General features: G+C 66.1%; 16 protein-coding genes. 6 read left to right on the top strand and 10 right to left on the bottom strand.

Annotated elements, in window-relative coordinates:
* Positions 1 to 27 precede the first annotated feature (27 nt).
* Positions 28 to 867 carry a 3-deoxy-8-phosphooctulonate synthase gene (gene kdsA / locus F464_RS0111950; protein ID WP_018990050.1) on the bottom strand — a complete coding sequence of 280 codons (840 nt, stop codon included), beginning with the start codon at positions 865 to 867 and terminating at the stop codon, positions 28 to 30.
* A 10-nt stretch (positions 868 to 877) separates the two neighbouring features.
* On the bottom strand, positions 878 to 2521 hold the full coding sequence (locus tag F464_RS0111945) for a CTP synthase (RefSeq protein ID WP_018990049.1): 1644 nt from the start codon (positions 2519 to 2521) through the stop codon (positions 878 to 880).
* A 25-nt stretch (positions 2522 to 2546) separates the two neighbouring features.
* Here F464_RS0111945 and F464_RS28365 point away from each other — a divergent pair, with 25 nt between their 5' ends.
* Positions 2547 to 3746, top strand: coding sequence for a polysaccharide pyruvyl transferase family protein (locus F464_RS28365; protein WP_018990048.1), 1200 nt, complete (start codon positions 2547 to 2549; stop codon positions 3744 to 3746).
* 4 nt (positions 3747 to 3750) lie between these two features.
* On the opposite strand, the gene F464_RS0111935 is transcribed toward F464_RS28365, so the two are convergent.
* Both F464_RS0111935 and F464_RS0111930 read right to left on the bottom strand, forming a co-directional pair.
* Positions 3751 to 4299 carry an isochorismatase family protein gene (locus tag F464_RS0111935; RefSeq protein WP_018990047.1) on the bottom strand — a complete coding sequence of 183 codons (549 nt, stop codon included), beginning with the start codon at positions 4297 to 4299 and terminating at the stop codon, positions 3751 to 3753.
* 123 nt (positions 4300 to 4422) lie between these two features.
* Positions 4423 to 4827, bottom strand: a complete 405-nt coding sequence (locus F464_RS0111930) for an acyl-CoA thioesterase (protein ID WP_018990046.1) — start codon at positions 4825 to 4827, stop codon at positions 4423 to 4425.
* A gap of 167 nt (positions 4828 to 4994) precedes the next feature.
* On the opposite strand from F464_RS0111930, the gene F464_RS0111925 reads away from it, so the two are divergent.
* Positions 4995 to 6638: an electron transfer flavoprotein-ubiquinone oxidoreductase gene (locus F464_RS0111925; protein WP_018990045.1), complete on the top strand. Its 1644-nt coding sequence runs from the start codon at positions 4995 to 4997 to the stop codon at positions 6636 to 6638.
* Positions 6639 to 6721: 83 nt separating this feature from the next.
* Here F464_RS0111925 and F464_RS0111920 read toward each other — a convergent pair whose 3' ends face one another.
* The 6 genes from F464_RS0111920 to purL form a co-directional block, all read right to left on the bottom strand.
* Positions 6722 to 7198, bottom strand: coding sequence for a TlpA family protein disulfide reductase (locus F464_RS0111920; protein ID WP_018990044.1), 477 nt, complete (start codon positions 7196 to 7198; stop codon positions 6722 to 6724).
* On the bottom strand, positions 7195 to 8370 hold the full coding sequence (locus F464_RS0111915; RefSeq protein ID WP_018990043.1) for a sialidase family protein: 1176 nt from the start codon (positions 8368 to 8370) through the stop codon (positions 7195 to 7197). The genes F464_RS0111920 and F464_RS0111915 overlap by 4 nt, the downstream gene beginning before the upstream one ends.
* Positions 8371 to 8405: 35 nt before the next feature.
* Positions 8406 to 10511 (bottom strand): TonB-dependent receptor, encoded by a 2106-nt coding sequence (locus tag F464_RS0111910; protein ID WP_018990042.1) that lies wholly within the window; start codon positions 10509 to 10511, stop codon positions 8406 to 8408.
* A complete protein-coding gene (locus F464_RS0111905) occupies positions 10501 to 10959 on the bottom strand; it encodes a copper chaperone PCu(A)C (protein WP_018990041.1) in 459 nt (152 codons plus the stop codon). The genes F464_RS0111910 and F464_RS0111905 overlap by 11 nt, the downstream gene beginning before the upstream one ends.
* 198 nt (positions 10960 to 11157) lie before the next feature.
* Entirely contained in the window at positions 11158 to 11553 is a 396-nt protein-coding gene (locus F464_RS0111900; protein WP_018990040.1) for a DUF2946 domain-containing protein, read from the bottom strand.
* Between the two features lie 141 nt (positions 11554 to 11694).
* The gene (purL, locus tag F464_RS0111895) at positions 11695 to 15627 is read right to left on the bottom strand and encodes a phosphoribosylformylglycinamidine synthase (RefSeq protein ID WP_018990039.1); all 3933 of its coding nucleotides are present in this window, start codon (positions 15625 to 15627) and stop codon (positions 11695 to 11697) included.
* A gap of 209 nt (positions 15628 to 15836) precedes the next feature.
* Between purL and F464_RS0111890 the strand changes: the two genes are divergently transcribed.
* The 4 genes from F464_RS0111890 to F464_RS0111875 are packed head-to-tail and all read left to right on the top strand — an operon-like array spanning position 15837 to position 20180.
* Positions 15837 to 16646: a phosphatase PAP2 family protein gene (locus F464_RS0111890; RefSeq protein ID WP_018990038.1), complete on the top strand. Its 810-nt coding sequence runs from the start codon at positions 15837 to 15839 to the stop codon at positions 16644 to 16646.
* Positions 16643 to 17566, top strand: a complete 924-nt coding sequence (locus F464_RS0111885; protein WP_018990037.1) for a lysylphosphatidylglycerol synthase domain-containing protein — start codon at positions 16643 to 16645, stop codon at positions 17564 to 17566. The genes F464_RS0111890 and F464_RS0111885 overlap by 4 nt, the downstream gene beginning before the upstream one ends.
* 5 nt (positions 17567 to 17571) lie before the next feature.
* Entirely contained in the window at positions 17572 to 18618 is a 1047-nt protein-coding gene (locus F464_RS0111880) for a glycosyltransferase family 2 protein (RefSeq protein WP_018990036.1), read from the top strand.
* On the top strand, positions 18615 to 20180 hold the full coding sequence (locus F464_RS0111875; RefSeq protein WP_018990035.1) for an ArnT family glycosyltransferase: 1566 nt from the start codon (positions 18615 to 18617) through the stop codon (positions 20178 to 20180). The genes F464_RS0111880 and F464_RS0111875 overlap by 4 nt, the downstream gene beginning before the upstream one ends.
* Positions 20181 to 20244 lie beyond the last annotated feature (64 nt).

Raw genomic sequence — 20244 nt, 5'->3', positions numbered from 1 at the left:
AGATTGATCGGAACGTCGGCAGCCGCTTCAGCCGGCCAGTTCCATGAAACCGTGGCGCTTCACCAGGCCGTCGATATCCTTCAGCATCGCCAGCAGGGCCTTCATCTTCGGCAGGGGCCAGGCGTTCGGGCCGTCCGACAGAGCCTTCGCCGGATCGGGATGAGTCTCCATGAACAGTCCCGCCACGCCCACGGCCACCGCAGCACGAGCCAGCACAGGCACGAATTCGCGCTGCCCGCCCGAGGCCGTGCCCTGCCCGCCCGGAAGCTGCACCGAGTGCGTCGCATCAAACACGACCGGGCAACCGGTTTCGCGCATGATCGCAAGGCTGCGCATGTCCGACACGAGATTGTTGTAACCGAACGATGCACCGCGTTCGCACACCATGATGGTGTCCGCACCGCCGTTGGCTTCGCGCGCCTTGTCGACGACGTTCTTCATGTCGCCCGGCGCGAGGAACTGGCCCTTCTTGATGTTCACCGGCTTGCCGCTGGCTGCGACCGCATGGATGAAATCGGTCTGCCGGCACAGGAAGGCCGGCGTCTGCAGCACGTCGACCACTGCTGCCACGGCCGGGATTTCCTCGATCGCGTGCACGTCGGTGAGCACGGGCACGCCGAGCTGCTTGCGCACGTCGGCGAGGATCTCTAGCCCCTTCTCCATGCCCGTGCCGCGGTAGGACTTGCCGGAGCTGCGGTTGGCCTTGTCGTACGACGACTTGTAGATGAAGGGGATCGCCAGCTCGGCACAGATCTCCTTCAACGCACCGGCGGTCTCGAAGGCCATGTCACGCGACTCGATCACGCATGGACCGGCAATCAGGAAGAGGGGCTTGTCGAGGCCGACCTCGAATCCGCAGAGTTTCATCGCGACTCCCTCAGGCCGCCGCAGCGGCCGCCTTGCGCGCCAGCGCCGCCTTCACGTAGGCCGTGAAGAGCGGATGCCCCTTGCGCGGGTTGGAGGTGAATTCCGGGTGGAACTGGCAGCCGACGAACCACGGATGCACGTCGGCCGGCAGTTCGATCATCTCGCACAGGTCGGTTCCGGGCGCACGGCCGGAGACGACCAGGCCCTTTTCTTCGAGTTGCGAGAGCAGCTTGTTGTTCACTTCGTAGCGGTGGCGATGGCGCTCGACGACGTCGGCCGAGCCATAGACCTCGCGTGCCAAGGATCCGTCCGCAAGGTGGCACAGTTGCGCCCCCAGGCGCATCGTGCCGCCGAGGTCGGAGCTTTCGCTGCGTTTTTCGACCTTGCCGGTGCGATCCTGCCATTCGGTGATCAGGCCGATCACCGGATACTGCGTGTCGCGCTCGAACTCGGTCGAATGCGCGCCGGCCATGCCGGCAACGTCGCGGGCGAACTCGACCACCGCGAGCTGCATGCCGAGGCAGATGCCCAGGTAAGGCACCTTGTTCTCACGGGCGTAACGGATCGCGGCGATCTTGCCTTCCGTGCCGCGCTTACCGAAGCCGCCCGGCACCAGGATCGCATCCATCTTCTCGAGGGCCGCACAACCGTCGCGCTCGATATCCTCGGAGTCGAGGTAGTGGATCTTCACCTTGCTCTCGGTGTGCATCCCGGCGTGGTTGAGCGCCTCGATGAGCGACTTGTAGGATTCGGTGAGGTCGACGTACTTGCCCACGAAGGCGATGTCTGCTGTCTGCTTCGGGTTCTCGAGCGCGTGGACGAGCTTCTCCCACACGCTCAGGTCCGCCGCGCGGGCAAGGATGTTGAGCTTGTGGCAGACGATCTCGTCGAGCATCTGGTCGTGCAGCTGCCCGGGGATCTTGTAGATCGAGTTCGCGTCGAGGCACTCGATGACCGCTTCCGGCATCACGTTGCAGAACAGGGCGATCTTGCGGCGCTCGTCGGCGGGAATCGAACGGTCGGCACGACACAGCAGGATGTCGGGCTGGATGCCGATCTCGCGCAGCTCCTTCACGGAATGCTGCGTCGGCTTGGTCTTCAGCTCGCCCGCGGTCGGGATGTACGGAACCAGCGTCAGGTGGATGAAGCAGGTGCTGTTGCGACCTTCCTCGATGCCCATCTGGCGGATCGCCTCGAGGAAGGGCAGCGACTCGATGTCGCCGACCGTGCCCCCGACCTCGACGATCGCGACGTCGGCACCTTCGGCGCCACGCTTGATGTACTGCTTGATCTCGTCGGTGATGTGCGGGATGACCTGCACCGTCTTGCCGAGATATTCGCCGCGGCGCTCCTTCTTGATCACCGACTCGTAGATCTGGCCGGTGGTGAAGTTGTTGCGCTTGCTCATGCGGGCGCTGGTGAAGCGCTCGTAGTGACCCAGATCGAGGTCCGTTTCGGCGCCGTCCTCGGTGACGAAAACTTCACCGTGCTGGAACGGGCTCATCGTGCCCGGATCGACGTTGATGTACGGATCCAGCTTGAGGTGGGTAACCTTGATGCCGCGGGATTCGAGAATGGCCCCCAGCGAGGCCGCTGCAATGCCTTTGCCCAAAGAGGACACGACACCGCCGGTAACGAAGACGTATTTGGTCATGGGAACGTTGCTGCGGGAAAGCGCGATGATAACCGAAGAGCCCCACGGGCCGGAAGCGATGTGCGGCACCTGCCCTTTCCCGCCGGCCGAAAACGATGCGATCGTGAATGCCATGACGAGCACGAAACGCGAAGCGGCATCAACGAATGGGCGGCGCCGGATCCTGTTCGGGGCCTTCGACCGCCACAACTTCGGCGACTTGCTGCTCGCCCGCTGTGCGGCGGCGGACGCGCGCGGCGAGATCGCTTTCGCCGGACTCGCCGCCCGCGACCTGCGCGACCTCGGCGGATTGCGCACCCTCGCGCTGGCCGACGCCATCGCTGCCTTCGGGGGCGAGGACGCCGACTTCGTACACGTTGGCGGCGAACTGCTCACGACCACCGCCTGGGAGGCTGCCTTGATGCTCCAGCCGCCGTTGGAAGCGGCACGCATCGTGGCCCGGCACGATCGCAACCCGGAAGCGCGCACGGTCTGGGCGCAGTCCGTCCTCGGCACTGCGCGCCGCATTCCCTATGTCGTCGCGCGGGAAGAACTGCCCGCCCGCTGGCGCACGCACTTTCGCCCCGTGGGCGGCGTCGCATTCGATTCCCTCGCGGACGCGGAACGTGACGAGATTCTGCGGGCACTAGACGGCGCAACCACGCTCCGCGTCCGCGACCGAACGACCTTCGACGCCCTTCGCCGAGCAGGACTAGACCCCGATCTCCGCCCAGATCCGGCAGCGGAAACTCCGACGCTTTTCGGCAGGACGATCCGGCAGCGCGGACAACGTGGCGAACTCGCAGCACTTCATGCCCGCCTGCGGTCGTGGATTGCAGTTCAACTGGCCGCGGAATGGGGCGACGATGCGACGCTCGACCTCCTTGCACGATCCCTGCTCGCCGCATCGGCAGCACGCGATGTCGGCGTCGTGCTGTTCCGCGCCGGGCTGGCGCCCTGGCATGACGACCTCGATACGTTACGTCGCCTTGCGGATCGGCTCAGGGCAGAACGTCCGGTCGCGATCGTCGAATCGGCTCACGTATTCGACATCTGCGCCGTGCTCGCCGGAGCTCGCGCCTACGTCGGCACCAGCCTGCACGGCTGGATCGTCGCCCACGCGTTCGAAGTGCCTGCGCGCTGCCTCGTATGGAGCCCGGACGACAAGGCCGCGCGCTACCTGGATACGTGGTGCAGCGCGCCGCGCCAATGGCGTACGCCGGACGACGAGCCGCTGTTCCCGTAAAGGGTCAGCGGATGAAGTCGCGGTTCACTTCGCGAAAAAGTTCGGTGCCGCCGCGGCGCAGCCACTCGAAGGCGACCATTTCACGCGACACGATCTCGATCCCGTGACCGCGCATGCGCGCAAAGGCAAGCTCCCGATCGGTCGACCGCCGCGACCCGGCAGCATCCGCCACGACGAAGACGTCGTGGCCCGCCCAGCGCAGTCCCAGCGCGGTCTGCTGCACGCACACATGGGCCTCCGTGCCGCACACGACGACCTGCCGCCGGTCGTCGATGGCCGTGCCCTTGAGGCATCCATCCGCCTCAGCCGAGAAATGCTCCTTGGTGACGAACTGTGCCCCTGCTTCAACTGCAGCGGCCTTCACCTCGACGACCGAGCTCCCGATCTTCCCCGGAAAGTGCTCGGTGACGACCACCGGCACCTTCATGCGCCCGGCAATGCCGGCAAGCCAGGCGCAGTTGCGCACGATAGCCTCGCCGTCGTCGATTGCCGGCGCGAGGCGCTCCTGCACGTCGACGATCAGCAGGACGGATTTCTCGCAGTTCATGAGCATGGTCGGGTCTCCTGATGGACTGTTAGCCCGGCAATCGGCGGTCGGCGGACCGAGCACATACGACATCGCGCACAGACGTCATTGCAGCTCGGGACTGTACCCGATCCGGCGGATGTTGATGAATCAGAGCAAAGCACGCAATCCATCCGGCAAGGGCACCGATTTGCCGGTGCCCATGTCCATCCAGACGACCTTGGACGCACCTTCCGCATAGAGCCGCTCGTCGCCCTCGACGAAAAGTTCGTACCAAGTCATCGCGCTGCTCCGGCCGGGCTGTCCCGCGTACATCTTAACGATCACGGTCGCCGGGTAGTTCACCGGCAACAGGAAAGTACAGCTCGCGTTGATCACCACCGGCCCCGCGCCGCAATTCGGATCGACCCCGAAACCGAGCTGCTCGATCCATTCCACGCGGGCCTGTTCGCAATACCGGAAATACACGGTGTTGTTGACGTGCCCGTAGTAGTCCATGTCGCCCCATCGCACCGGGATGCGGGCGGTATGGACCAACTTGCGTTCCTGTTCCATTCAAACGATTCCTCAGGTTTGGCTCGACAAGGCACTCTAACATACGGTACCGTATGTTAGATATGCACTGATGTCGCTATTGGCATGCGCTCGCATGGCGTGCATGTATTAAACTGCATTCCCGCGATGCACAAGACAAATATAAGCGTATTCAAATGGAGAACTGAATGGAACGCGAATCGATGGAATTCGACGTCCTGATCGTCGGCGGCGGACCTGCGGGGCTCGCGGCGGCGATCAGGCTCAAGCAACTGGCGAACGAGAAAGGCACGGAACTGGCGGTGTGCCTGATCGAGAAGGCCGCCGAGATCGGCGCGCACATCCTCTCCGGCGCAGTGATGGATCCGCGCGCGCTGAACGAACTGATCCCCGACTGGAAGGAACAGGGCGCGCCGGTGACCACCGAAGTCACCGAAGACCGCGTGATCTTCCTCAACCAGACGGGTGGCCGCAAGGTACCCACCGGCCTGCTGCCGGACTGTTTCCTGAACCACGGCAACTACATCGTGCGCCTGGGCAACGTCGCCAAGTGGCTCGGCGAGCAGGCCGAGGCGCTGGGCGTCGAGGTCTATCCGGGTTTCGCCGGCGCCGAGATCCTGTATGACGAGACGGGCGCCGTGAAGGGCGTGGCCACCGGCGACATGGGCGTGACGCGCGAAGGCGAGCAAGGCCCCGCCTACCAGCCGGGCATGGAGCTGCACGCCAAATACACGCTCTTCGCCGAAGGCTGTCGCGGCCACCTCGGCAAGCTGCTCGAAGAGAAGTTCAAGCTGCGGGACGGCGTCGATCCTCAGACCTACGGCATCGGCCTGAAGGAACTGTGGGAAGTGCCCGCCGAACGTCATGAGCCGGGCGTGGTCGTGCACACCACCGGCTGGCCCCTGCCCGCCGACACCTACGGCGGCGGTTTCGTCTATCACCTCGAGGACAACCTCGTTGCGATCGGCTACGTGGTCGGCCTCAACTACACCAACCCGCATCTGTCGCCGTTCGAGGAATTCCAGCGCTACAAGACGCATCCTGAAATCCGCAAGTATCTCGAAGGCGGCAAGCGCCTGGCTTACGGCGCGCGTGCGATCGCCGCGGGCGGCCTGCAGAGTCAGCCCAAGCTGGTGTTCCCGGGCGGCGCGCTGATCGGTGACGACGCGGGCTTCCTCAACGCCGCGCGCATCAAGGGCAGCCACGCCGCGATCAAGAGTGGCGCGCTCGCCGCCGAGGCCGCCTTCGAGGCCGTCACGGCCGAACGGAGCCGCGACGAACTCGCCGCCTTCCCCGAAGCCTTCCGTTCGAGCTGGCTGTTCGACGAGTTGCACAAGACGCGCAACTTCAAGCCCTACATGAAGAGGGGCCTGTGGATGGGCTCGCTGCTCTTCGGCATCGACCAGAAACTCTTCCAGGGCAAGGCGCCGTGGACGCTGCACAACAGCTCCGACCACGACAAGCTCAAGCTCGCGTCCGAGTGCCCGAAGATCGACTACCCGAAGCCCGACGGCGTGCTGACCTTTGACCGCCTCTCCTCGGTGTTCCTGTCGAACACCAACCACGAGGAAGACCAGCCCTGCCACCTGCAGCTGAAGGATGCCTCGGTGCCGATCGCGGTGAACCTCGCGAAGTACGACGCCCCTGAGCAGCGCTACTGCCCGGCCGGCGTGTACGAGATCGTGCGCGACGAGTCGGGGCAGAATCCGCGCCTGCAGATCAACGCGCAGAACTGCGTGCACTGCAAGACCTGCGACATCAAGGACCCGACGCAGAACATCAACTGGGTGGTGCCGCAGGGCGGCGAAGGGCCGATCTACCAGGGAATGTAAGTCGGGGCCGGCTGCCGGCGAGGGCAGCATGGCCTGCGACGGGCACAGGGCGGCTTCGGCCGCCCTTTTTGCTGCCCGACGCCTCAGGGGTTCGATTGCAGGCCGAGCGAACTGCGCACGGTCGCCTCGGCAACCACTCCCGACAGCGCGGTCTTGCCGCCCTTCCCGTCGAAAAAGATCGTTCTCGGCAACTCGCCGCGCCACTTCGGATCGAGCGCATACCCGAGGGCTTCGGGCGACTCCGGCCCGTACGCGAATCGTTGCCCCGGCACGGCGAGATGGTCGAGCGGTTCGGCCAATCCTGCGAAATGCGGCTCCACTGCCACGGTGACCAGCTTGAACCGCCGGTCGGCCTTGGCCATCTCGGCAAACAGTTTCAGGTTCTTTTTGCAGTGGACGCATTCCGAGGACCACAGTGCGACGATCGTCGGCACCGTGTAGCTCGACGGATTGACGAGCTGCGCCGCCGCCGCCCGGTCCAGTGTCCGGAATTCGGTCGCGCCGACGGTGGCAGCGACGCAGCAGGCCAGAGTCGTGACGATGAGCTTCAGTGGTTTCATTCGAGCCAGTGCCCCTGCATGCCTTCCTTCTCCGTGCGCCAGAAGGCGAACAGGCGCTCCCCGCGCCGGATCACGCGCGGCTGATCCGACGCGCCGCCGGTCGCCGCGAGTGTACGCGTGCTGAAGCTTGTGCCGCCGTCTGCCGATATTTCGGCCTGAAGCCGCGTGCGTTCGCCGTCAAACTCCTTCCAGACGATCCCCACGCGCTGCCCCGCGTTCGCGATGTCCGCATGTGCCGCCTGTTCCCCGCCAAGGGCGCGCTGCCCTTCCACCCGGCCATCGTTCAGGCGTCCGTAAAAGACGCGCCCTTCGCCGTCCTTTTCATTGAACCACACCGCATGACGCGTGCCATCGGGGGTGACGGTCAGCGAGGGGCCGTGGTGCGGGCAGGCGTCGATACGCCAGCGGTCGAAGGTGGCGCGCACGTCCTGTCCGGGCACCCCGTCCGCGCCCAGCTTGACCAGAGCATGATCGCGCTCGTTGGGTTCGAAGACGTGGCGCCACATCAGCAGCGGCAGCCCATCCGTGTCGCCGGCGATCGCGATGCGGCAGCATTCGCACGAATGATCGGCGATCTTCTGCTCGGCCCGAAAACTGCGTCCGCCATCGTCCGACACCGCTGCGTAGATCGCCGCACCGCGGTAATCGCGATTCGCCGCCTGCGCGAGCTCGAGGTCGCGTTTGTCGATCCATGCCAGCACGACCTTGCCGGCCCCGGTCACGGCAAGCGACTCGAAGCGGTGGGTGATCTCCTGGCGGTCACGATGCACGGTGACGGGCGCCGTGAACTGGCGCCTGTCACTAGCACGGGCGAAGCGGATCTCGCCGGTGAAGCGCTTCGCCAGCGGACGGGTCCAGGACACCAGCGCCGCGCCGTCGGCATCGAAGGCCAGCTTGGGACGATTTTCACCGTCGGCCGAGATCTGCTCCGGCTCGGCGTTCACGACGACGGGGGCTTCCCAGCTGCGGCCATCGTCCGCACTACGATGCAGCAGCACGTGCCGGCCCTCCTTCGTGACCGCGTACAGTGCGCCGTCGGGGGCGAAGGCCGCGCTCGTTCCCAGTTCGGGGCGTGCAGGCATGGCAGCCGCCGCGCCGTGCATGTGCGGTGTCGGCTGCAGGTCGGCGGCAGCGGCGCTCGCGACGACGAACGCGGAAGCCGCGATCGCCATCACGCCTCGCACAGAGGCTCTCACGACCGCGACGCTCACCATTTCGCCTCCACGCCTGCGATCACCGTGCGCGGCAAACCTGGCGAATAGACCGGTGTGCTCCGCGTCGACAGCTGCGCGCTTTCGGCGTAGCGCTTGTCGGTCAGGTTCTGGATGCTGCCAAACAGCGACCAGGTCGGGTTGAGCGCGTAATTTCCGCGCAGGTTGAACAGGTTGTGGCCACCGTATTTCACGGTGTTCGCGTCGTCGAGCCAGTAGGAGCCGATCCTCGACCACTCCAACTGCGTCCGGATTGCGGCCGTCGGGGTCCAGGTCAGGCGGGTGTTGGACATGAAGCGGGGCGCACTGGCCTGCTCGTTCCCGCCGAAATCGTCCCTTTCCGTCTTCCAGCTTTCAAATTCGTGCCACGCATATGACATCGAGACATCGATCCTGACTGCGCGATGCAGCGGCGCACCGAGCCCGAGTTCGATACCGCGGTGCCGCGTCTTGCCGGCGTTGGTCGTGATCGTCTGCGTCGTCTCCGGATCGCGCTGGCTCACGATGTCGTCGTGCTTGGTGAGGTCATAGGCGACCAGATCGTACGACACGCCAGCGACCACTCCGCGCACGCCAAGTTCGATCTGGTCGGCACGGATGGCGTCCAGTTCGAGCGCCGACTGCGCCAGCGCCAGCGCCGATTCACGGCTCGTCGCACGCGACGGCCGGAAGAGCTGGGATTCGGACGGCGCGCGGAAACCCTGGTTGTATGAGGCGAACAGATGGGTGTCCTGGCTCAGCGCGTACGTTGCTCCAAGCTTGGGCGTCGCGCGACGGAAGCTCACGGTCGTGTCGGCCGCCTGTCCGTAGAAGCTGCCTCCCACCTGCACCACACCCGCGGCAAAGTCGTTGCGGAAGGTGTAGCGCATGTCGTCGTAACGCAGGCCTGCGGTCAGGCGCAGCCTGTCGGTGGGCGAGATCTCGCCGTGCAGGTAGGGCGAGATGCCACGATACTCGACGTCGTAATCATAGATACGCGGTCCCAGCGTGTAGGCGATGAATTCCTGGCTCGCACCGCTTCCACGCGTCGTCGCATTGACCCGGTTCTCGCGCCGTGACCCCGGACTCACGTCGAGATCGATACCCGCAATCAGGCGCGCACGCATCGGCACGAAATCCTGGCGCCACTTCGCCATCAGGCCGTAGGACTGGTTGCGCGTCTCGGCAAGGCTCGGGTCGAAGCGCAACGCGAAACTCGCCAGCAGGTCCATGCTGTTGTCGCGCACGTAGGGGGTGATCGACAGCAGCGAATCGGCCGTCTCGTGCTCGAAGCTGCTCGACAGCCGCAGCGCGCTGACCTTGCGGAAGGCGATCGGCAGGTAGTTGCGCGTCGGATCGTGCTTGTAGTCCTCGCGCACGAGGGGTGAATTCGCCCCGGTGTCCTGGTCGATCTCGGAGAAACCCAGGACGGTCTTTATCGAGGTGCTGTCGCCGATGAATTGATCCCAGCGCAAGGTGCCGCTCTTGCGGTCGTAGGCGGTGTCGTCGCGCCATCCGTCCGTTTGGGTGAAATTCAGGTCGGCGCGGAAGCCGCCGTTCTCGTAGCCGGAGCCGCCACTCAGGAGCGCGCGGCGCCAGCCGTTTTCGCCCATCTCGACGGAGCCACCGAGCTCGGTTTTCCGCGGCGGAACCCGCGTCAGCACGTTCACGACGCCACCGATCGCCTCGGAACCGTACAGCGCCGACGACGGGCCGCGGTTCACCTCGATGCCGCCGGACTGCGGAATGTTGATCTCGTACAGCGCGTTGTGATTGAAGAAGCCCGGCGAACGCGACGGGATGCCGTCTTCGAGGAAGAGGTACACCGGGCTCGTCGTGAACGGTTGGCGGATCGCGGTGGTGTGCCCCTCGCCATTGGTCACCGCGACGGCCGCGCCCGGGATCTGGTTCATGACCTGCGCGGGATGGGCCGGCTTGTCTGCCGCAAGCGCCTCCGCCTTCACCGCTCCGACCGAAGCCGGAGTCTCGACCAGCCGTTCCTTTTCGCGCGTGCCCGTGACGGTCACCTGTTCGAGGATGGTTTCGGCTTCGGCCGCCCAAGCGCCTCCGACTGCGCAGGCGCACGACAGTGCCACGAGGCTACGGATGCGTTCAGCGTGCATGGACGGCGTCTCCGATCGTGCCAAGCGGTCGAACCGAGGCTGTGACCTCGAGAGTCTCGCGCTTGCCGTCGCGCCCTTCCACGGTCAGGACCAGCGGCACGGTGTCGCCGGGCTGCAACGGTTTGCGCAGATCCAGCAGCATCACGTGATGTGCGCCGGGCTTGAGTTCGACGGTCCGGCCGGCGGGCAGCGCAACCCCTGCGGTCGGACGCATCTTCATGACCTCCTTGTCCATCGCCATCTCATGGATCTCGACGGTACCGGCGACCGGCGAGTTCACCGCAACCAGCTTCGCATCCGTCGATGCGGTGAGGCGCATGAAGGCTCCGGTCACTTTCTGGTGCGGCACGGTCGCGCGCACCCACGGTTCCTCGACCCTGACCTCTGCCCGCGCGGGCAGCGAGAAGACGATCAGGGCCAGGGCTGCGACAAGGTAATTCTTGTTCATGTTTCCACTCCTTCGTATCGGGCGATCCACCCGGCAGCCGCGTGACAAGCCGGCGCCGGCGCGGACGAATCGCGATGCGGCGAAAAGCCCGTTACCGGGATCGATGCACCGCAAACGGAACTGCTGAATGACCGGGGATCGGCCCCGTGGAGCCCGCGCCTTTCCTGTACCGGTCAGGCGGGTCGGGGCGAAGAGCGCTCAGGCGAGGAGTGGAGGTGCGCGCGGAGGCGACTTGACCCACGCAAACAGCGGGCGCGGGGAATGGAAATAGAGCTGGGGGAATTCGTCGATGCCTGCTTCCAGCGCGAAGGGCACCACGTGCGGCGCGGGCAAGGCCGGCGTCCCACCATGCGTCGCGCAGAAGGCACAGCGCTCCGCGGGGAACAGGTCAGGGCTGGTGCCCTTGCTGTCGCCGGCGGATTCGTCGACCGCAACCAGCTTGGTGCCGGCGACGGTACAGACCTCGACCCAGCGCGTTTCGCCCCCTGCGAGCCGCGACAGCGCGTGACTCATCGCCGGCATGACGGCGCCGAGCAGGATCGCAAACAACGCGATCCATGCGGTCAGGGTGCGAGTCGAGCGCTTGAAGTGCATGGGTGGATGAAGGCCTCCGGACGCTGGCATTCTAGCGACCAGGCTCCCGTTTCCCTTGACTGCAGTCAAGCGGCGGAAGAAGTCGGCTGCCAAGCGCTTCACGCTGCGGCAGCCCTTGCCTCGAATTTTTCCTGAGCCTGTTCAGCCGAGCCAGCGCCGCGCGTTGCGGAACATCCGCATCCACGGCGAATCCTCGCCCAACGTGGCAGGATGCCAGCTCATCTGCACGGCGCGCGCGGTGCGTTCCGGGTGCGGCATCATGATCGTGAACCGGCCGTCCGCGGTCGTCACGCCAGCCAGGCCGTCGGGCGAACCGTTGGGGTTGAACGGATAGCTCGCGGCCGGCTTGCCGTGGTTGTCCACGTAGCGCACTGCGGTGATCACGCTGCCCCGATCCGTATCCTTCGCGAACACCGCCCTGCCCTCGCCATGGCTGACAACGATGGGCATGCGGCTGCCCGCCATGCCGGCGAAGAGGATAGACGGGCTCTCCGGAATCTCCGCCATCACGAAACGCGCTTCGAACTGCTCGCTGCGGTTGCGATGGAAGGTCGGCCAGCGATCGGCGCCGGGGATGATGGATGCGAGGTTCGCCATCATCTGGCAGCCGTTGCACACACCCAGCGCGAAGGTGTCGCTGCGGCCGAAGAAGGCCTCGAATTGCTCGCGCAGCGCACCGTTGAACAGGATCGACTTTGCCCAGCCCTGACCGGCGCCAAGCACGTCACCGTAGGAGAAGCCGCCGCAGGCAGCCAGGCCGTGGAAATCGGACAAATGACGGCGGCCCGCCTGCAGGTCGGACATGTGCACGTCGAACGGCGCGAAACCCGCACGCTCGAACGCGGCTGCCATCTCGGCCTGCGAGTTCACGCCCTGCTCGCGCAGGATCGCGATCTTCGGACGTGCTCCGGTCGCGATCATCGGTGCGGCGATGTCCTCCGCCGGATCGAAGCTCGTGACGACGCTCAGGCCGGGGTTGGAGACGTCCGCAAGGGCTTCGAACTCCTCGCGTGCGCAGTCGGCATCGTCACGCAGGCGGGCGATGCGATAACTCGTTTCGGACCACGTCTGCAGCAGTTCGCCGCGCGGCGCGCTGAACACGAGCTTGGCGTTGCGCCAGAAGCGGAGCTCATCGCGTTCGTTCGGTTCACCGAGGAAGTGATAAGTCAGCCCGGCATCGCGCAGCGGCGTCGTGACGCGCGCGCGGTCCTCGCGGCGGATCTGGATCACCGCGCCGAGCTCTTCGGCGAACAGTCCGCCGAACAGGCGGTCGTTGAGGCGCCCCTTGATCGTGTCCGGCTTCTTGTCCAGGCCGTCGACGTCGTTCATGTACTGGTCGTAGCACACCGTGTCGAGCACGACCGACAGACCGCACTTCGATGCGAAGGCCATCTCGCACAGGGTCGCGAACAGGCCGCCGTCGCTGCGGTCGTGGTAGGCGAGCAGCAGGCCGTCGCGGCGGAGCTGCTGGATCAGGGCGAAGAACGTCGCCAGCTGTGCCGCGTCGACGTCCGGCGCATGTTCGCCCACGGAGCCGAATACCTGAGCCAGAGCGGAGCCGCCGAGGCGGTTGCGGTCGTTGCCGAGGTCGATGAGCATGAGCTCGGTTTCGACACCCTCCGGGAACTGCAGCTGCGGCGTGAGCGTGCGGCGGATGTCCTCGACCGGCGCGAAGGAGGTGACGATGAGCGACAGCGGCGCGACCACCTGGCGATCCTGCCCCGCATCCTGCCACGCCGTCTTCATCGACAGCGAATCCTTGCCGACCGGAATCGACAGCCCTGCCGCCTGGCAGAACTGCGACACGGCGCTGACGGTGTCGTAGAGCTTCGCGTCCTCGCCGCGATGGCCCGCAGCCGCCATCCAGTTCGCCGACAGCTTCACCTTGCCGAGGTCCGAAATGTCCGCTGCGGCGATGTTCGTGATCGCCTCGCCCACCGCCATCCGGCCGGATGCCACGGCATCCAGGCAGGCGACGGGCGTACGCTCGCCCATCGCGAAAGCTTCGCCCTTGTAGCCATGGAAGCTCATCGCGGTGACCGCGACGTCTGCCACCGGAACCTGCCACGGGCCGACCATCTGGTCGCGCGCCGTCATGCCGCCGACCGAGCGGTCGCCGATCGTGATCAGGAAGTTCTTGGAGGCCACCGTCGGCAGGCGCAGCACGCGCAGGCAGGCTTCCTTCAGGTCGACATCGGTGACGTCGAAGGGCGGCACATGCACGGCACGGCGCGACACGTTGCGCGTCATCTTCGGCGGCTTGCCGAGCAGCACCTGCATTTCCATGTCGACCGGCTTGTTGTCGAAGTGGCGGTCGCTCACGGTGAGGTGGCCGTCGGCCGTCGCAGCGCCGAGCACGGCGAACGGGCAGCGCTCGCGCTCGCAGATGGCGCGGAATTCGTCGAGGCTCTCCGGTGCGATCGCGAGGACGTAACGCTCCTGCGACTCGTTGCTCCAGATCTCGCGCGGGCTCATGCCCGGCTCCTCGATGTGCACTTCGCGCAGCTCGAAATGCGCGCCGAGACTGGCTGAATCGGCCAGTTCCGGCATCGCGTTCGACAGGCCGCCCGCACCGACGTCGTGAATCGCGAGGATAGGATTCGCCTCGCCGCGCTGCCAGCACGCATCGATGACTTCCTGACAGCGGCGTTCGATCTCGGGATTGCCCCGCTGCACCGACGCGAAGTCGAGATCCGCCGTGTTGCTCCCGGTCGTCATGCTGGACGCCGCACCCCCGCCGAGGCCGATCAGCATGCCCGGACCGCCGAGCTGGATCAGCAACGTGCCGGGAGCGAACTGCACCTTATGCGACTGCTGTGCCTGGATGCTGCCGACACCGCCGGCGATCATGATCGGCTTGTGATAGCCGCGCACTTCGCTCTGCACTTCCTGCTCGAAGACACGGAAGTAGCCTGCAAGGTTGGGACGACCGAACTCGTTGTTGAACGCCGCGCCGCCGATCGGGCCCTCGATCATGATGTCGAGCGCGGACGCGATGCGCTCGGGCTTGCCGTAGGGCTTTTCCCACGGCTGGACGAATTCGGGAATGTTCAGGTTCGACACCGAGAAGCCGGTGAGGCCGGCCTTGGGCTTCGAGCCGCGGCCCGTCGCACCTTCATCGCGGATTTCGCCGCCGGCACCGGTCGAAGCCCCCGGGAAGGGCGAAATCGCGGTCGGATGGTTGTGCGTCTCGACCTTCGCGAGGATGTGGGTCTCTTCCGCGCGGAAGCGCCATTGTCCGTCCGCATCCGCATAGAAGCGGTCGACCACGGCGCCTTCGATGACCGACGCGTTGTCCGAATAGGCGACGACAGTCCCTTCGGGATGCGCCTTGTGCGTCTCGCGGATCATGCCGAACAGGGTCTTGTCCATCGTGCGCGCATCGATGACCCAGTCCGCGTTGAAGATTTTGTGGCGGCAGTGTTCCGAGTTCGCCTGCGCGAACATCATCAGTTCGACGTCGGTCGGGCTGCGCCCCATGCGCGTGAAGTTGTCGACGAGGTAGTCGATTTCGTCTTCCGACAGCGCGAGCCCCAGCTCGCCGTTCGCCGCGACGAGCGCGGCACGGCCACCGCCGATGACCTCAACGGTCATCAGCGGCTTGGGTTCGTAGTGATGGAACAGCGCCTCGGCCGCCTCGACGTTCTGCAGTACCGATTCGGTCATGCGGTCGTGCAGCAGCGGCAGGACCGCAGCAAACTGCCGGTCGTCGAGGCCGCCCCGCACATCGAGCGAATAGGCGATGCCGCGCTCGACCCGCACGACCTTGTCGAAGCCGCACTGGCTGGCTATGTCGCTGGCCTTCGACGACCACGGCGAGATCGTGCCGAGCCGCGGCACGATCACGAGCGGCGTTCCCGCCGGCGCCTTCTGCGTGGCAGGCACCGCGCCCAGCAGATCCACCAGTCGTTCGAGCTCCCCGGCGTCCAGCGGCGCCTTGATCTCGATGAGGTACCAATGCTCGGCTGCGAGCCCCTTCAGTTTGGGCAGCACGTCGGCAACCGTACGCGAGAGCCGCTCCAGGCGGGAGGAAGAAAGCGCCGGAGCGCCGCGCAGCTTGAGGATTTCGGCCATTTGAGTCGGTGCGAAGGATCGGGAGGGACGCGAACGGAGTTCGTCGTACGGAAAAAGCGGAATTATACCCGACGGTCGCGCCCGCTCCCGCTGGTAGTTTCCGCGCCTGAGGCCGCCGCGACGGGCCACGCGACAGGGCACGGCAGGCCTGCTCAAGGTTTACGCGCGCAGATCGGGTAGAATTGCGCGTTTTTGGCCGACGCAGCCTGATGACCACTGCCTCCCTGTCTTCGCCCAGTCGCTCGCGCGAAAGCGCCTGCTGGATCGCGGCTCCTGCCGCAATCCTCGCACTGTGTGCGCTGACAATCCTGGCAAGCGGGCGCAACACCGATTGGTTCCTGGGCTGGAATGCGGCTGCGGCTGCGGCTCCCTCCTTCCTCTGGGCCGGCCTGACGAACCTCGGCTCGACCTCCGGTGCGTTCGCGATGCTCGCCGGCTTCCTGGCCTGGCACCCAAGATGGGCGGCATCCGCACTGCTGGCGGTCCCGGCCGGCGCGCTCTACACGCATGGTGCCAAGGAATTCTTCGATGAAGCGCGCCCCGCGGCCGTCCTCGGCCCCGAGCACTTCAACGTGATCGGCGAAGTCCTGCGCGCGGGCTCCTTCCCGTCGGGCCACTCCGCGACAGCCTTCGGCTTTGCCGCAGTCGCGGCACTGTGTGCCGTGCAGTCGGGCAGACGGTCGATCGCCGTCGCCGCGATCGTCATTGCCGCAGCTGTCGCATTCTCGCGCGTGGCAGTGGGCGCGCACTGGCCGCTCGACGTCTTCGCCGGCGCCGCGGGCGGCTGGCTCTGCGGTGCATTCGGAGTGTGGTGGTCGTCGCGCTGGCGCTTCTGGGAGAAGCGTGCCGGCTGGTACGTGCTCGCAGCCCTGATGGCGGGCTTCTCCATCTCGATATTTTTCGAGAAGCTCGGCTACCCGGAAGGGCGCTGGATCCAGTATGTGCTGAGTGCCTGGGGCCTGGGCGGCATCGCCTTCGCGCTCGCGCGCACGCCCGTGCCGCAAGGGGGGCGCACATGAAGCGTCTGCTCGCGATTGCCGCGAGCCTTGCCCTCCTCGCATGGCTGGCGTGGGACGGACGTTGGCAAGGGCTCACCGATGCGTTCCGGCGTCTGGACGCGATCGCCCTGATCCTCGCGACCACCGGTTTTGCGACGAGCTATGTCCTGCGCGCCGCGCGCGTTTACGACGAATTCCGTCGCGACGCGCAAGGCCGTTTCGGGGCCTGCCTGCGCATCGTCCTGATCCATAACGCGATGGTTAACGTCGTGCCGTTCAGAGGCGGCGAAGCGGCCTTTCCGGTCCTGCTCGGGCGCAACTTCGGCACGCCGCTCGCCCGCGCGATCGCTTCGCTGTTCTGGTTCCGCCTGCAGGATGCCCTCGTCGTCGCCGTGCTTGCCGTTGCCGTCTGGCCCGACTTCCCGCTACCGCTGCGGTTTGCCGGCATCTTCGGACTTGTTGCCTTCGCCTGGTACCTGCCGCGCTGGGCGCGTGCGCCGCACGCCTGGGCCGAGCGCGGTGGCGCCGCAGCCAAGCTCGCCAAGCTGCGCGACGCCTTCGCCGACTCGACGCGACACGCGCGCTTTGGCTGGGCCTGGACGATCGCGAACTGGTCGGTCAAGCTCGCCACCCAGGCCTGGCTCCTCTCGTCGCTACTCCCCGCGGGTGCCGACGTCGGCGCTGCGGGCGCGCTCGGGGCGGAACTCGCCGCCATCCTCCCGGTCCAGGGTGTCGCCGGATTCGGTACCTATGAAGCGGGCGCCGCGGCGGCAATGCTGCCGCACGGCATCCCCTTCGAACACGGACTTCAGGCCGCCCTCGCCCTTCACCTTTTCGTCATCGCCTGTGCTGTAGCATCCGGCGCCCTCGCCTGGCTCATGCCGGCGCCGCCCGTTGCGTCCGCAACCCCAGATCGCTCGCATCTTTCCGGAAAACACTGATCCGAATGAACAAGTCGCCCTTGCCCCCGGCCGAACCGCAGATCCCCGCGGACATGCCCGAGCACACCCTTTCCGTCGTCGTGCCGATGTACAACGAGGCGGAAAACGTCGAGCCGCTTCTCGAGCGTATCCACCTCGCACTGGGCCCCTACCCCTACCCCTGGGAAGTGGTGCTCGTCGACGACGGCAGCTCCGATGCAACACCCGCCGAACTCGCCCGCTGCGCAGCCAAATACGGCCCGTATGTGCGCATCGTCGAACTGATGCGCAACTTCAAGCAGACGGCAGCGATGCAAGCGGGCCTCGACGCCGCCCGCGGCAGCGTCATCGTCACGATGGACGGCGACCTGCAGAACGACCCGATCGACATCCCGCGCATGGCCAACCGCCTGCTGACCGAAGACCTCGACCTCGTGGCGGGTTGGCGCAAGGATCGTCAGGACGGCCTGCTGCTGCGCAAGATCCCCTCCCGCATCGCAAACCGCCTGATCGCGCGCATGACCGGCGTACACCTCAAGGACTACGGCTGCAGCCTCAAGGTCTTCCGTGGCAGCGCGATCAAGAGCGTGCGCCTGTACGGCGAGATGCACCGGTTCATTCCGGCCTGGCTCGCGACGGTGACGACGCCGCGCCGTATCGCCCAGGAGGTGGTGACGCACCATGCGCGCGTCTTCGGCCAATCGAAGTACGGCATCTCGCGCACCTTCCGCGTGGTCCTCGATCTTGTCTTCGTGTATTTCTTCATGCGCTTCCGCACCCGCCCGGGACATTTCTTCGGCGGAATAGGCATCGGCCTCGGCGCACTCGGTGGCCTCATCCTCAGCTACCTCGTCGCACTGAAGATTTTCCTCGGCGAAGACATCGGCACCCGCCCGCTGCTCTTCGGCGGATTCTTCCTCGTCATCGCAGGCGTACAGATGGTCACCTCCGGCGTGCTCGCCGAACTGCTGGCGCGCGTGTATTACGAGTCGGGCACCTCTCGCCCCTATCTCGCACGACCGGTAGACGCGCTCGACGACGCCGACGGATGGCACCGGAAAGGCGCCCGATGAACTCTTCCGCGGCATCCCTGCCCCAGCCGCGCACGTGGCTGGCGCTGGCGATCCTGCTGCTCCCGCTTGCGACTTTCTTCCTGCGGCTGGGCGGGGCGCCGCTGTTCGACGTCGATGAAGGGGCGTTCTCCGAAGCGACGCGCGAGATGTTCGAGCGCGGCGATTTCCTGTCGACCTATCTCAACGGCGAACACCGCTTCGACAAGCCGATCCTCGTGTATTGGCTGCAGGCGCTCGGCTATCTCCTGTTCGGCCCCACCGAATGGGGCTTCCGCCTCCCGTCGGCCGTGGCCGGCGCGCTGTGGAGCTACGCAACCTGGCAATTCGCGCGCGAGCGCTTCGGCCCCAGCACGGCACTGGCCGCGCTCGCCGTCGCAGCGACCGCACTGGGCCCCTTCGCGATTGCGCGCGCGGCGACCGCCGACGCACTGCTCAATCTGCTGCTCGCCCTGGCGCTGTTCGATGCCTGGCGGCACCTCGAGTCGGGCCGCCGGACTCCGCTGCTGCGGAGCTTCGTGTGGATCGGGCTCGGCGCCCTGACGAAAGGGCCGATCGCCCTGATCGTACCGGGCACCGTCAGCCTGCTGTACTGCGCGAGCAGGGGAGAATGGAAGCGCTGGGCGCGTGCCGTGTTCGACCCCGTCGGACTCGCCCTGCTCGCCGCGATCGTCGTGCCCTGGTACGCGGCCGCGCTGGCAATACACGGACAGGCCTTCATCGACGGCTTCATCCTGAAGCACAACGTCGAGCGCTTCACGGGCACACTGGAAGGCCACGCCGGCAGCCTCTTCTACTACGTCATTGCGGTGCCGCTGCTCCTGCTGCCGTGGACTGGCCCCCTGTTCGCGGCCATGCGGCAGATCCGGTGCGACCTCGATACCGGCGTACGCCGCTTCCTGTGGGTATGGGCCTGTTTCGTCGTCGTGTTTTTTTCCCTCTCGGGCACCAAACTCCCGCATTACGTGCTCTACGGTTCGACGCCGCTGTTCCTGCTGATCGCGGTCCACCGCAACGAACTGCGGCGGACGCAGCTGCATCTGATCGCACCGACGCTGCTCCTCGCTGCGCTGCCCTTCCTGCCGCTGATTTTCGACGTACTCGCGGCAAGCAATGCCGGCAACGAGTATTACCGTACCCAGCTCGCTCTCGGCCTGCCCGAGGCGACGCCCGAATACTACCTGGTCTCGATCGGCGGCCTCCTCGTGTGGATCTGGCTGACCTTGCGCTGGAACGTGGCTGCATGGATGAAGGTCGGAGCGGGCGCCGTCATCCAGGTCGTCATCCTCGCGGGCGTTGTCGTTCCCTGGGCTGGCACGGTACTGCAAGGCCCCGTCAAGGAAGCCGGGCTGCTCGCACGCAAGACGGGCGAACCCGTCGTCGCGTGGCGTTACTTTGCCCCGAGTTTCAGCGTCTATAGACAGGCCGTGACACCCAACCGCGCCCCCACTGCCGGTGAGCTCGCGATCACGCGTGCCGATCGTGTTCCGGCTAGCGGCTTCGACATCCTCTACCGCAAGGGTGGGGTCGCGCTCGTCCGCAAGCTACCCGACTCAGCCCAGTGAACGACCCGGCATCGACGAAGGAAGCCTCGCATGTATCAATTTCGTCCGCGAATGCGGTATCTCC

It is taken from the genome of Aromatoleum toluclasticum ATCC 700605, from assembly GCF_000378245.1.
In the GTDB taxonomy this organism is placed as follows: domain Bacteria; phylum Pseudomonadota; class Gammaproteobacteria; order Burkholderiales; family Rhodocyclaceae; genus Aromatoleum; species Aromatoleum toluclasticum.
Note: the sequence above shows the minus strand (reverse complement) of the source record. Positions and strands in the feature narration are given on the sequence as shown.

Excerpts from the sequence above, each read along its gene's own strand:
- kdsA (WP_018990050.1), bottom strand. The coding sequence starts at position 867 with ATGAAACTCTGCGGATTCGAGGTCGGCCTCGACAAGCCCCTCTTCCTG.
- F464_RS0111945 (WP_018990049.1), bottom strand. The coding sequence starts at position 2,521 with ATGACCAAATACGTCTTCGTTACCGGCGGTGTCGTGTCCTCTTTGGGC.
- F464_RS28365 (WP_018990048.1), top strand. The coding sequence starts at position 2,547 with ATGATAACCGAAGAGCCCCACGGGCCGGAAGCGATGTGCGGCACCTGC.
- F464_RS0111935 (WP_018990047.1), bottom strand. The coding sequence starts at position 4,299 with ATGCTCATGAACTGCGAGAAATCCGTCCTGCTGATCGTCGACGTGCAG.
- F464_RS0111930 (WP_018990046.1), bottom strand. The coding sequence starts at position 4,827 with ATGGAACAGGAACGCAAGTTGGTCCATACCGCCCGCATCCCGGTGCGA.
- F464_RS0111925 (WP_018990045.1), top strand. The coding sequence starts at position 4,995 with ATGGAACGCGAATCGATGGAATTCGACGTCCTGATCGTCGGCGGCGGA.
- F464_RS0111920 (WP_018990044.1), bottom strand. The coding sequence starts at position 7,198 with ATGAAACCACTGAAGCTCATCGTCACGACTCTGGCCTGCTGCGTCGCT.
- F464_RS0111915 (WP_018990043.1), bottom strand. The coding sequence starts at position 8,370 with ATGGCGATCGCGGCTTCCGCGTTCGTCGTCGCGAGCGCCGCTGCCGCC.
- F464_RS0111910 (WP_018990042.1), bottom strand. The coding sequence starts at position 10,511 with ATGCACGCTGAACGCATCCGTAGCCTCGTGGCACTGTCGTGCGCCTGC.
- F464_RS0111905 (WP_018990041.1), bottom strand. The coding sequence starts at position 10,959 with ATGAACAAGAATTACCTTGTCGCAGCCCTGGCCCTGATCGTCTTCTCG.
- F464_RS0111900 (WP_018990040.1), bottom strand. The coding sequence starts at position 11,553 with ATGCACTTCAAGCGCTCGACTCGCACCCTGACCGCATGGATCGCGTTG.
- purL (WP_018990039.1), bottom strand. The coding sequence starts at position 15,627 with ATGGCCGAAATCCTCAAGCTGCGCGGCGCTCCGGCGCTTTCTTCCTCC.
- F464_RS0111890 (WP_018990038.1), top strand. The coding sequence starts at position 15,837 with ATGACCACTGCCTCCCTGTCTTCGCCCAGTCGCTCGCGCGAAAGCGCC.
- F464_RS0111885 (WP_018990037.1), top strand. The coding sequence starts at position 16,643 with ATGAAGCGTCTGCTCGCGATTGCCGCGAGCCTTGCCCTCCTCGCATGG.
- F464_RS0111880 (WP_018990036.1), top strand. The coding sequence starts at position 17,572 with ATGAACAAGTCGCCCTTGCCCCCGGCCGAACCGCAGATCCCCGCGGAC.
- F464_RS0111875 (WP_018990035.1), top strand. The coding sequence starts at position 18,615 with ATGAACTCTTCCGCGGCATCCCTGCCCCAGCCGCGCACGTGGCTGGCG.